Raw genomic sequence first — 11,833 nt, 5'->3', positions numbered from 1 at the left:
CCCGGGCCCGCTTCGGGGTGTCTCAGGGCAAAACGTATCCCTTACCGCCCGGTCACCGCCCCGGTGAGGCCCTAGTCCTGGAGCACGGCGAACGCCGCGCCCTGGTCGTCCATGAGAACCGCGATGCGGCCGTACGGGATGTCGAAGGGTGGCGCCTGGACGCGGCCGCCCAGCCGGACCACCGCATCGGCTGTCGCGTCGCAGTCCGCGACGTCGAAATAGACGAGGAAATGGGACGGCATCTCGACGGGGAAGGCGCCGGACATCACGCTCCGGCCGCCGATCGCGGTGTCGGGCCCCGGCTCGGTGCCGCGGGGCGACCAGGTGCGGAAGTCGGCGCCGGCGTCCTCGAGGTCGAATCCGCCGTAGCCGAAGACGGTCTCGTAGAAGGGGTCGACGACCGTCTTGTCGCGTGAGTACACCTCGGTCCAGCAGAAGGACCCCGGCTCCTGCTGCTTCTCGAAGCCGGTGTGGGTGCCGCCCTGCCAGAGCCCGAAGACGGCGCCTTCGGGGTCGGTCGCGAGGGCCATGGTGCCGAAGGGCCCGACCGGCATGGGCTCCATGACCAGCTGCCCGCCGGCCTCGCGGATCCGGGCGGCGAGCGAGAACGCGTCGGGGGTGGCGAAATAGACGGTCCAGACGGTGGGCAGGCGCCCGTCCTGCTTGGGCGCGAGGGCCGCCACGTTCTTCCCGTCGCTGTACGCCTGCGTGTAGTAGCCGTACTCGGCGCCCGCACCCTCGTCGAAGGTCCAGCCGAAGACCTCGCCGTAGAAGCGCTTGCCCGCCTCGACGTCGGGGAGCATCGCGTCCACCCAGCACGGAACGCCTTCCGCGAAGGTTCTCTCGCCCATGAGCCCGCCCTGCCCCTTCTTCTCTGTGGCCTTCTCTGTGGCGTGTTCTCTCTCTGTGGCGCGTTCTCTGCGGCACCGCCTCGGCACGGACGTGTGGCGTCCGTCACACATAAGCTAATGGTCGCTCTCGGTGCCCGCAGGGGATTAATTCGAACACTTGGTCAATTCTTCATCCACCGATCTTGTCCACAGGCTGTTGATAACACGTGTGCATATCCGCCCGTACCCGTCCATCCCCCGGCGCACGAGACCCCGCCGGACACACGCCCGCAGAGGCCGCCAACCCCATTTGCAGTCGGCCGAATCGCGCTCCGATCACCCCTCGGTAAGCTGACGGCATGACAGGACAAGTACGTACCGTTGACGGCCGTGTGGCCGGAAGGCGCGGGCAGGCGACGCGTCAGAAGCTGCTCGAGTGCCTCAGTGAAATGCTCAGCTCGTCGCCGTATCGGGACGTCAAAGTCATCGATGTGGCCCGGAAGGCGGGGACCTCGCCCGCGACCTTCTACCAGTATTTCCCGGACGTGGAAGGGGCGGTCCTCGAGATCGCCGAGCAAATGGCCGCGGAGGGCGCCGGGTTGACCGAGCTCCTCGCCGGCCGCTCCTGGGTCGGCAAGGCCGGCTGGCAGACGGCCCAGGACCTTGTCGACGGCTTCCTCGACTTCTGGCGCAAGAACGACGCGATCCTCCGGGTCGTCGATCTGGGCGCTGCCGAGGGCGACAAGCGCTTTTACAAGATCCGGATGAAGATCCTCAACTCCGTCAACAACTCGCTTACCGAAACGGTCAAGGAGCTCCAGGCCAAGGGCAAGGTCGACAAGGAGGTGAGCCCGGCCGCGATGGCGGGTTCCCTCGTCGCCATGCTCGCCGCGGTCGCCTCGCACCAGAAGGGCTTCCAGACCTGGGGCGTCAAGCAGGCCGAACTGAAGCCGAGCCTCGCACTGTTGGTGCATCTGGGCATCACCGGGAAGAAGCCCACCCGGTAGCCCCAGTCAACCGAGTCCTGTCAGGCAGGCGGCAGATCACCCAGGTGATCTGCCGCCTGCCGCGTTGTGGGGGCCCGGTGCCCATGCCGCGGGGACGGAGCGGCCCGGATCGCACAGACCTGCCCGCATCGCCCGGGGACGTCACCTGGACGTCAGCCGGAAAACGCGGATCTCCCGGCTGACCCGGGACTGGTACAGCCCGTAGGGCGGCCAGAACGCAAGCGCCTCCTGCCACGCCCGCGCCCGCTCCTCCCCCTCCAGCAGCCGCGCGGTCACCGGGATGTCCCGCCCCCGCCAGCTGATCTCGACGTCCGGATGGGCGAGCAGGTTCCCGGTCCACAGCGGGTGTTCCGGCCGTCCGTAATTGGAGCCGATCACGATCCAGTCCCCGGATGCCTCCGGCATGCAGGCAAGGGGCGTACGCCGCGGCAGACCGCTCTTCGCGCCGCGTGCCGTGAGCACGAGGCCCGGCAGCATCTGGGCGCTGAGCTGCACCTTTCCGCGGGTGAGCCGGTGCACGGCAAGATCCATGGCAGGGATGAAGTACGGCGCGAGCCTGACGAAGACGCGGGAGGTGGAGACCTTCTGCAGGAGGCGCAGGGCGGGGGTGCCCGGGGTTGCGGCGGACATCAGAGGCAGACCTCCTCGAAGAGCCCGGACCGTTCCGCCGCATGGGCCCGCAGCCGGTGCACCGGGCCGAAGAGCAGTTCGTCGCCCGAGGCGCGTTTGAAGTAGAGGTGGGCGTCATACTCCCAGGTGAAACCGGTACCGCCGAGCAGCTGCACGGCTTCCGACGCGGCGGTGCGCAGCACCTCGAGCGCCTGCGCGAGGGCGAGGCCTCCCACGGCCGCCGCCCGGCAGGTCCGCTCCCCGCTGTCCGCCGCGGCCGCCCAGGCCGCGTAGTACGCGGCGGAGCGCGCGGCCTGCACCCGTACGTAGATGTCGGCCAGCCGGTGCCCCTCCGCCCGGAGGAAACCGCCCGTGCGACCGGACTGCTCGCGCTGCCGCACATACTCGACGGTCCGCTCGAGCACCCGGTCGGCCGCCCCCACGGCCTCCGCGGCGATCACCGCGGCGGCCGTGCCCCCGACGGCGGCCAGGGCACCGGCCACGCCGGCCTGGCTCGTACCACCGTCCTCACCCAGCAACTCCGCTTCGACGTCGCGCAGTTCGACGCGTGCCTGCGGCCGTGTCTCGTCCAGCGACGCCTGCCGGGTGCGCGCGAGCCCCGCGGCGCCCTCCCGTACGAGGAAGAGGAGCGTACGGGAGCGGGCGAAGCCTCCGGTGTGGGCGGCGACCAGGAGCAGGCCGGCGCTGTGGCCGTCCAGCACCCGCTCGGCCTGTCCGTACAGCCGCCAGGACCCGTCCGTGCGCCGCGCCTGTACGCCTCCCGCGCGACCTCCGCCCGCCCAGTCGCCGCGGTTGTCCCCGGCCAGTCCGAGTGCGGTGGCGAGGCCCGTGCCGGGGATCGCGAGGGCCGCGGTGAGCGTGCCGGAGGCGATACGCGGCAGCAGTTCCGCGCGCTGCCGCTCCGTGCCGAGGGACAGCAGGAGCGGGCCCGCCAGGACGGCGGTGGACAGGAGCGGGGAGGGCGCCAGGGCGCGGCCCGACTCCTCGAAGGCGAGGGCGAGTTCGGTGACCGAGCAGCCCGCGCCTCCGCACTCCTCGGGGAGGGCGAGCCCTGGCAGGCCGAGCTGCTCGCAGAGCGCCGACCACAGCGAGGTGTCGTAGCCGACGGCCGTTCGCGTCGCCGACTTCACCTCCTCCGGACCGCAGCGTTTGAGCAGGATCTCTCGCACGGTGCGGCGGAACTCGTCCTGCTCGGCGGTGAAGGTGGCGTCCATCGGCGAGGCTCCTCCCCGGGACCGGACGGTGTCGAACCCGATCGGACCTGAGCAGTCGTCCGAGCGGTCATTCAGTCAGCCATCCAGTACAGATCTGACGGGCCGTCATATTAGGCCCATGGTCCGCGGATGCACAGGGACAGGATTGGACGAGCCCTCCCGGCGCCCGAATAATCTGATGTACCGTCAGATTCATGCCAGGTTCAGCGACCTCCCGCGCCGCCGGGACCCGCAAGGCGGCCGTCGTCGGCATCGCCCTCTCGGACTGCGGCCGCGTCGACGAGGCCACCCCCTACGCCCTGCACGCCCAGGCCGCCCGCCGGGCCCTCGCCGACTCCGGGCTCGGCCGCGAGGTCGTCGACGGCTTCGCCTGCGCGGGGCTCGGCACCCTCGCACCGGCCGAGGTGGCCGAGTACCTGGGCCTGCGGCCCACATGGGTCGACTCGACGGCGGTCGGCGGCTCCACCTGGGAGGTCATGGCGGCCCATGCGGCGGACGCCATCGCGGCCGGGCACGCGAACGCGGTGCTGCTCGTCTACGGCTCGACCGCCCGCGCCGACATCAGGGCCGGCCGCCGCACCTCCGACCTGTCCTTCGGCGCGCGCGGCCCCCTCCAGTTCGAGGTGCCCTATGGGCACACGCTGATCTCGAAGTACGCGATGGCCGCCCGCCGCCATATGCACGAGTACGGCACGACGCTCGAGCAGCTCGCCTCCGTAGCTGTACAGGCGCGCGCCAACGCGGCGCACAACCCCGACGCGATGTTCCGCGAACCGATCACGGTCGACGACGTCCTGTCCGGCCCGGTGATCGCGGATCCCTTCACGAAGCTGCACTGCTGCATACGCTCAGACGGCGGGGCGGCCGTCCTGCTGGCCGCGGAGGAGTACGTACGCGACTGCCGCACCGCGCCCGTCTGGGTCCTCGGCACGGGCGAGCACGTCTCCCACACCACGATGTCGGAGTGGCCGGACTTCACGGTCTCCCCGGCGGCGGTCAGCGGCCGGCTCGCCTTCGAGCGCGCGGGCGTGCGGCCGGAGGAGATCGAGATGGCCGAGATCTACGACGCCTTCACGTACATGACCCTCGTGACGCTGGAGGACCTCGGCTTCTGCGCGAAGGGCGAGGGCGGGGCGTTCGTGGAGAAGGGCCGGCTGACGCTGACGGGCGACCTGCCGGTGAACACGGACGGAGGCGGTCTTTCGGCCCAGCACCCCGGGATGCGCGGCCTGTTCCTGCTCGTCGAGGCCGTGCGGCAGCTGCGCGGCGAGGCGGGCGAGCGGCAGGTACGCAGGCCCGGCGGCCGCCTGCCGCAGCTCGCCGTGGCGTCCGGCACGGGAGGGTGGTTCTGCTCGTCGGGGACGGTGGTGCTGGGCACCGCGTGACCGGCCTCTGACCCCGTACTCGCCACACGAATTCGCGTATGTTGAGACGCTGTTCGAGGCGGCTGTGGCTGCCGGTGTGCGTGCGCGCAGTGGTACGGGTGACGGGCTGGGGGCACCTCCCAGGCCCTTGAGGCTGGGAACGGGCGCTCAGGAACCGGCCACCGGGGACGATACTCGGGGCATGGAACCGGATCTTCACGAGTTGCTACGGTCGCAGCGCGTCTGGGACACCGAGTTGCCCGCCTTCGACCCGGACGACGTCCCGGAGGAGCCTCTCCCGCTCTTCGTACGGTGGTTCGCGGAGGCGGTCGCCGCCGGGCAGAGCGAGCCGCACACCATGTCACTGGCCACGGCGGACGCGGACGGGCTGCCCGACGTCCGCACGGTGATGCTGCACGGGGCGGACGAGCACGGCTGGGCCTTCGCGACGCACGCGACCAGCCGCAAGGGACACCAGCTCGCTGCCCGCCCCTATGCCGCTCTCGGCTTCTACTGGGCCGTACAGGGCAGGCAGGTCCGGGTCCGGGGAAAGGTCGCCGTGGCACCGCCCGAAGCCGGTCAGGCGGATCTGCACGCGCGGTCGACGGGTGCACTGGCGGCAGCTCTGGTGGGCCACCAGAGCGAAGTCCTCGCCTCATATGCCGAGTTGGAGCTGGCGTCGCAGGCGGCGTGGGAACGGGCGCAGCGTGAACCGGACGCCCAGGTCCCGTCCTGGACGCTGTACCGGGTCGTTCCGGACGAGGTGGAGTTCTTCCAGGGCGACGAGCGGCGGCGGCACGTCCGGCTCACGTATCGCAGGACCGGGTCGGGGCCGGGCTGGGTCAGGCGGCTGCTGTGGCCGTGAAGAGGAGGACCGTGGAGTCCTGCACGGGGCGGTAGCCGATGCGCTGGTAGAGGGCGTTGCTGGTGGGGTTGGCGAGGTCGGTGTAGAGGAGCACCTCGTCGGCGCCCGCGGCGAGCGCGGCCCGGCTCACCTCGGCGGTGGCGGCACCCGCGTAGCCACGGCCGCGCAGTTCGCGCGGCGTGTAGACGGGGGCGACGCGGACCATGCCCGCGGTGCGCCGCGTCGCGCCCGCCATGGAGACCGGGGTGCCGTCGGAGGTCTCCCAGAGCGTGACGCCGCCGTAGGCGATGCGGCTGTCGGCCCACTCGTCCGCGTCCATGCCGGGCCCGTCGCCGACGGCCTCGCTGAACTCGGTGTGCCAGCGCTTCAGCAGCTCCCGGTCCTGCGCACCCGCGACCCGCGCGCGGCCGGGTGGTGCCGGCTCCGGCGGCGTGAGTTTCTCGAGCCGGTAGAGGCGCTGGCGGAGACCGACACGGGGGACCGCACCGGTGCGCTTCTGCCAGGCCGCGCCGAACGCTTCGGCGGTCGACGGTTCGGCGGCCACCCCGGGCGCATACGAGGTCCGGTCGGCCAGCCGCTCCGCCAGCGCCGCCGCGGCCTCCGCCGGGACGGAGGTGAGCTGAACCGGAAACGGCGGCGTCCACAAGAAGGCACCGGCGACCTCACCCCGTACCACCAGCGTGCCGAACAGCGGGTCCTCCTCGCCGTAGACATGCAGGCCGCGCCCGCGCAGGTTTCCGGTGACGCTGAGCAGCACCGTGTGCAGGACGGGATCAGCGCGCAGGAAGTCCGCGGCGCGTCCCATGAAGCCGTCGAGATCGTGGGTCAGCTGCCAGTCGGTGTCATACGCATCGACGTCGTACGAGGGTGTGGTCATGCCTCATGGTGACGGGGGCTGTTGGCGCGGCGGAAGCGAATTCCGGGGCCGGCCTGGATTCCCGTGCCTCTGCTCCTCGGCTGCCCCTGCTTCTCGGCCGCCGCGGGCCGGAACACCGGCACCGTGAAGTCCTCGCCCGCCACGGCCCGGAACGCCGCCTCCAGTCTCATCCCGATCCGCAGCGCCCCCTCCTCGTAGTCCACGACCTCCGTCATCATCCGCGGCCCCTCCTCGAGATCCACGACCGCGGCGACGTAGGGCGTGCGCGTGCCGAAGGGCGGCAGGTCGTTCCTGTGGACCACGGACCATGTGTAGAGCGTGGCGCGGCCGCTCGCCTGCTCCCAGTCGGCGTCCTCGCTCCAGCAGTGGGGGCAGAACTCGCGGGGATAGTGGTGGGCGAGGCCGCAGGCCCGGCACCGGCGCAGCAGCAGCTGCCCGTCGGCCGCCGCGTCCCAGTAGCGGCGGGTGAAGGCGTCGGGTTCGGGGAGGTCGAACCGTGCGGCCGCGCTTGTCCCAGTCATCCGAAGAGTCCGATCGCGCTGTCGAGGGACCAGGTCTGCCAGGACATGCCGAAGAGCGCGACCAGCGAGATCAGCGCCATCATCGAGTTCTGTCCCTGCTCGGCCCAGTCATGGATCATGAGGAGGAGGTAGAGGACGTTGAGCAGCAGGCCGCCGACCAGGGCGATCGGCGTCAGGAAGCCGAGGACCAGGCCGAGCCCGAGGGCGAGTTCGGCGTAGACGACGACATACGCCATGGCCCTGGGCCTGGGCGCGACGACGGCGTCGAAGCCGCTGCGCACCGCGTTCCATCTGTGCTTCGCGGCGACGTCCGCCGCCCATGCGATCCCCGTGCCCCGCTCGAACCAGCCCTTCTTGTCCTTGTGCCGCCAGCTCTCCAGCCACCACAGACCGAGTCCGATGCGGAGCACGGCGAGCCATTCGGCGCCGCTGAGCCAGATCGACTCCATGGGACGGGCTCCTCCCGCTGCTGCACGCTGCCGCACGGCACTGTCTTGACTCGCACTCCATGTTTTCTGACGGTACGTCAGTTCAGCGCATCGCGCGGCGGCCGGCAAGGGTTCCGTCGCCGTTCGCGACGAGTCGGTCACCGGGAAGGGGGATCCGGCGAATCCGGTTGACGGCCGTGATCGATTCGCAATGGATTTCCGCATTGACCAGGTCCTTTCCAGGGACAACGCGGATACGCTCCCGCCCATGACCGACTCGAATGCCCCCGCACGCCCCTCGGTGCCGCATCACGAAGACCGCCCCGTCTACGTGATCGGCGGCGGGCCCGGCGGGCTTGCCGCGGCGGCCGCACTGCGGGCGCGGGGCGTACGAGCCGTCGTACTGGAACGAGCGGACCACGTCGGGGCCTCCTGGCGCCGGCACTACGACCGGCTCCATCTGCACACCACCCGGCGGCTTTCCGCCCTGCCGGGACTCGCCATGCCGCGCTCCTTCGGACGGTGGGTCTCGCGCGACAACGTCGTCCGCTACCTGGACAAATACGCCGAATACCACGGGCTCGAGATCGTCACCGGCGTCGAGGTCTCGCGCGTGGAGCGGTCCCCCGACGGATCGGGCTGGCTGCTGCACGCCACCGGCGGCCGCGAACTGACGGGCAGCGCGGTCGTCGTCGCCACCGGCCACAACCACACCCCGCACGTGCCCGACTGGCCCGGCCGCGACTCGTACACCGGTGAACTGCTGCACGCCTCCGACTACCGCAACGCGGGGCCCTACGCCGGCCGCGACGTCCTCGTCGTCGGCGTCGGCAACACGGGCGCCGAGATAGCCGTCGACCTGGTCGAGGGCGGGGCCTCGCGGGTACGGCTCGCGGTGCGCACGGCGCCGCACATCGTGCGCCGGTCCACGGCGGGCTGGGCGGCCCAGTACACCGGGATCCTGGTGCGGCGGCTGCCGGTCGCCCTGGTCGACCGGCTCGCCCGGCCGCTCGCAAAGATCAGCGTCCCCGACCTGACGGAACACGGCCTGCCGCGCCCCGGCACAGGGCTGTACTCGCGCGTCAACGAGGGCTCCATCCCGGTGCAGGACGTCGGCCTGATCGACGCCGTACGCAAGGGCCGGGTCGAACCCGTGGCAGCCGTCCAGTCCTTCGAGGACGGCAAGGTCGTCCTCGCGGACGGCAGCCGCATAGGCCCGGAGGCCGTCATCGCGGCCACCGGCTACGCCCGGGGGCTGAAGGATCTGGTCGGCCACCTCGGCGTACTCGACGGGCGGGGCCGCCCGGTGGTCCACGGCGCACGCACAGCGATGGGGGCCCGCGGCCTCTACTTCACCGGGTTCACCAATCCCATCAGCGGCATGTTCCGCGAAATGGCCCTCGACGCCGAGAAGATCGCCAAGGCGATAGCCCGCGAGGTCTCGTCGGCGGCAGCAGCGCAGCACTGAGCGCCGCCTGCGGGCGCCCCGGCGGCATCCACTGGGCCGGCACCGAGACGTCGGCGTACTGAAACGGGGCACGGACGGCGCGGTGCGGTCCGGCGAACGCGTGGCCGCGGGGCCCCTGACGGCACTCTCATGACCCACACGACCGACAGGTTCACGTCAATACGCAGCGGGTACGAATCACGTGCCCGCTGCACCCGTCTCCGTACACGCGGTAACACCCCTTCCTGACGGGGCATCAGATACGTAATCTGACTATGCGTCAGTTAATCGCTGTCACACAGGAGCGGGCGGACCGATGCTTGGATCGACTTACGGCACCCTCACCACCGACTCCCGCCGCACGCGCGTTGTGGCCTGCGGCGAGACCCTGCCGCCTGCCGTGCACGGCAGCGCCGCGACGACCGGCGACCTGGACGTCAGCGGACGGCCGCTGAGCGCCGCCGTTCCCGACCTGGACCGCCTCTTCCGCCCCGAGTCCGTGGCCGTCGTTGGCGCCTCGGACGCCGAGGGGCGGCCGAACACGGGCATCACCAGGCAGCTGCTCTCCTGGTCCGAGCGGGTCGGCGCCCGGCTGCACCCCGTACACCCGACCCGCCAGTCCGTCTTCGGCATGCCGTGCTTCCCTTCCCTCAGAGACCTGCCCGAACAGGTCGACCTGGCCGTACTGCTCGTCGCCGACCCCCTTCCCGTCATCGAGGAACTCGCCGAGACAAAGGTGAAGTTCGCGGTGGCCTTCGCCTCGGGCTTCGCCGAGACCGGCGAGGCGGGCACGGCCGCCCAGGACCGGCTCGCCGCCGCCGTCGCACGCTCCGGCATACGACTCCTCGGCCCCAACACCAACCTCAACGCCTTCGAGCGGTTCCGCGACGACCTGGACGGCCCGGCGATCGCGCTGATCACACAGTCGGGCCACCAGGGCCGCCCCGTCTTCGCCCTGCAGGAGCTGGGCATCCGCCTCTCCCACTGGGCACCGACCGGCAACGAGGCCGACCTGGAGACCGCGGACTTCATCTCCTACTTCGCCGAGCAGCCCGAGGTCGGCGCCATCGCCTGCTACGTCGAGGGCCTCAAGGACGGGCGCTCCTTCCTCCTCGCCGCCGACCGCGCGGCCCGGCGAGGAGTGCCGGTCGTCGCGGTCAAGGTGGGCCGCACCGAGACCGGCGCCCGGACCGCCGCCTCACACACCGGCAAGCTGACCGGCGCGGACGCGGTGGTGGACGCGGCGATGCGGCAGTACGGCGTGGTCCGCGTGGACGGACTCGACGAACTCCAGGACACCGCGGCCCTGCTGGCGAGGGCCCGCAAACCGGTGGCGGACGGGGTCGTCGTCTATTCGATCTCGGGCGGCACGGGCGCGCACTTCTCGGACCTGGCGGTGCAGGCCGGCCTGAAGCTGCCGACGCTCTCCGATGCGAAGCAGGCCGAGCTGCACCAGTGGATACCCCCGTACCTGAACGTCGCGAATCCCGTCGACAACGGCGGGCACCCCGTGGGCGACTGGCGCGGCCGCAAGATCATCGACGCGATCCTCGACGACCCCTCCGTAGGCGTACTGATCTGCCCGATCACCGGCCCCTTCCCGCCGATGAGCGACAAGCTCGCGCAGGACCTGGTGGACGCGGCGGAGCGGACCGACAAGCTGGTGTGCGTGGTCTGGGGGTCGCCGGTCGGCACCGAGGACGCCTACCGCAGGACACTCCTCGGCTCCTCGCGTGTGGCCACCTTCCGGACCTTCGCGAACTGCATCACCGCGGTGCGCGCCCATCTGGACCACCACCGGTTCACCGCCGCCTACCGTTCGCCCTTCGACGAGGCGCCGCGCACCGCGTCCCCGGCCTGCCGCAAGGCGCGGGCGCTGATGCGCCCCGGCCGGCAGCTGAGCGAGCACGCGGCCAAGCAGCTGCTGCGCACCTACGGCATCCGGGTGCCCCGCGAGCAGCTGGTGACCAGCGCGGCCGCGGCCGTGCGGGCGGCGGGCCTGGTGGGCTACCCGGTGGTGATGAAGGCGTCGGGAGCGCAGCTCGGCCACAAGACCGAACTGGGCCTGGTGAAGATCGGGCTGACCTCGGCCAGCCAGGTCCGCGACGCCTACCGTGAACTGACCGACATCGCCCGCTTCGAGGGCATCACTCTGGACGGTGTCCTCGTCTGTCAGATGGTCGAGCGGGGCGTCGAGATGGTCGTCGGCGTCACGCAGGACCCGCTGTTCGGGCCGACGGTGACCGTCGGCCTCGGCGGCGTACTCGTCGAGGTGTTGCGGGACGCGGCGGTGCGTGTGCCGCCGTTCGGCGAGGACCAGGCGCGGGCCATGCTCGGCGAACTGCGCGGGCGGGCCCTGCTCGACGGGGTCCGGGGTGCGCCCCCGGCCGATGTGGACGGGCTGGTCGAGGTCGTGCTGCGCGTCCAGCGGATGGCGCTCGAACTCGGCGACGACCTCGCGGAACTCGACATCAACCCGCTCATGGTGCTGCCCAGCGGGCAGGGGGCGGTGGCGCTGGACGCGCTGGCCGTGTGCCGCTGAGGCTCCACGCGCGGGCACCTCGGCCGGCGGCGGCATGGGGGCCATGGCCCGCGGCCCTGGCCCTACCCGCACTCGCATCCACACCCATGCCCGCACCCGGACCCACGG

11 protein-coding genes are annotated in these 11,833 nt (G+C 71.5%); 5 read left to right on the top strand and 6 right to left on the bottom strand.

The window, feature by feature from the left end; genetic code table 11:
* Positions 1-71: 71 nt before the first annotated feature.
* Positions 72-851, bottom strand: a complete 780-nt coding sequence (locus tag ACWD4J_RS27625; protein ID WP_451398129.1) for a VOC family protein — start codon at positions 849-851, stop codon at positions 72-74.
* Between the two features lie 338 nt (positions 852-1,189).
* Between ACWD4J_RS27625 and ACWD4J_RS27620 the strand changes: the two genes are divergently transcribed.
* Positions 1,190-1,837, top strand: a complete 648-nt coding sequence (locus ACWD4J_RS27620) for a TetR family transcriptional regulator (RefSeq protein ID WP_451398128.1) — start codon at positions 1,190-1,192, stop codon at positions 1,835-1,837.
* 141 nt (positions 1,838-1,978) lie between these two features.
* On the opposite strand, the gene ACWD4J_RS27615 is transcribed toward ACWD4J_RS27620, so the two are convergent.
* Both ACWD4J_RS27615 and ACWD4J_RS27610 read right to left on the bottom strand, forming a co-directional pair.
* On the bottom strand, positions 1,979-2,467 hold the full coding sequence (locus ACWD4J_RS27615) for a nitroreductase/quinone reductase family protein (RefSeq protein WP_451398127.1): 489 nt from the start codon (positions 2,465-2,467) through the stop codon (positions 1,979-1,981).
* The gene (locus tag ACWD4J_RS27610) at positions 2,467-3,681 is read right to left on the bottom strand and encodes an acyl-CoA dehydrogenase family protein (RefSeq protein WP_451398126.1); all 1,215 of its coding nucleotides are present in this window, start codon (positions 3,679-3,681) and stop codon (positions 2,467-2,469) included. Before ACWD4J_RS27610 ends, ACWD4J_RS27615 begins: the two co-directional genes overlap by 1 nt.
* 194 nt (positions 3,682-3,875) lie before the next feature.
* Between ACWD4J_RS27610 and ACWD4J_RS27605 the strand changes: the two genes are divergently transcribed.
* Positions 3,876-5,066 (top strand): thiolase C-terminal domain-containing protein, encoded by a 1,191-nt coding sequence (locus ACWD4J_RS27605; protein ID WP_451398125.1) that lies wholly within the window; start codon positions 3,876-3,878, stop codon positions 5,064-5,066.
* Between the two features lie 181 nt (positions 5,067-5,247).
* Positions 5,248-5,910 (top strand): pyridoxine/pyridoxamine 5'-phosphate oxidase, encoded by a 663-nt coding sequence (locus ACWD4J_RS27600; RefSeq protein WP_451398124.1) that lies wholly within the window; start codon positions 5,248-5,250, stop codon positions 5,908-5,910.
* Here ACWD4J_RS27600 and ACWD4J_RS27595 read toward each other — a convergent pair.
* From ACWD4J_RS27595 to ACWD4J_RS27585, 3 genes are read right to left on the bottom strand one after another with little or no spacing between them, the layout of a single operon-like run.
* Positions 5,888-6,787, bottom strand: a complete 900-nt coding sequence (locus ACWD4J_RS27595; protein WP_451398123.1) for a GNAT family N-acetyltransferase — start codon at positions 6,785-6,787, stop codon at positions 5,888-5,890. The genes ACWD4J_RS27600 and ACWD4J_RS27595 overlap by 23 nt on opposite strands.
* Positions 6,784-7,308 carry a Zn-ribbon domain-containing OB-fold protein gene (locus ACWD4J_RS27590; protein WP_451398122.1) on the bottom strand — a complete coding sequence of 175 codons (525 nt, stop codon included), beginning with the start codon at positions 7,306-7,308 and terminating at the stop codon, positions 6,784-6,786. Before ACWD4J_RS27590 ends, ACWD4J_RS27595 begins: the two co-directional genes overlap by 4 nt.
* Positions 7,305-7,757, bottom strand: coding sequence for a DoxX family protein (locus tag ACWD4J_RS27585; protein ID WP_451398121.1), 453 nt, complete (start codon positions 7,755-7,757; stop codon positions 7,305-7,307). The genes ACWD4J_RS27590 and ACWD4J_RS27585 overlap by 4 nt, the downstream gene beginning before the upstream one ends.
* Positions 7,758-8,004: 247 nt before the next feature.
* Here ACWD4J_RS27585 and ACWD4J_RS27580 point away from each other — a divergent pair, with 247 nt between their 5' ends.
* The gene (locus tag ACWD4J_RS27580) at positions 8,005-9,204 is read left to right on the top strand and encodes a flavin-containing monooxygenase (RefSeq protein WP_451398120.1); all 1,200 of its coding nucleotides are present in this window, start codon (positions 8,005-8,007) and stop codon (positions 9,202-9,204) included.
* A gap of 295 nt (positions 9,205-9,499) precedes the next feature.
* Positions 9,500-11,725 (top strand): acetate--CoA ligase family protein, encoded by a 2,226-nt coding sequence (locus ACWD4J_RS27575; protein WP_451398119.1) that lies wholly within the window; start codon positions 9,500-9,502, stop codon positions 11,723-11,725.
* Positions 11,726-11,833 lie beyond the last annotated feature (108 nt).

The sequence above is a fragment of the Streptomyces sp. NPDC002577 genome (genome assembly GCF_053594815.1).
The sequence above is the reverse complement of the archived record's forward strand: the minus strand, read 5'-3'. Positions and strand labels throughout refer to the sequence as shown.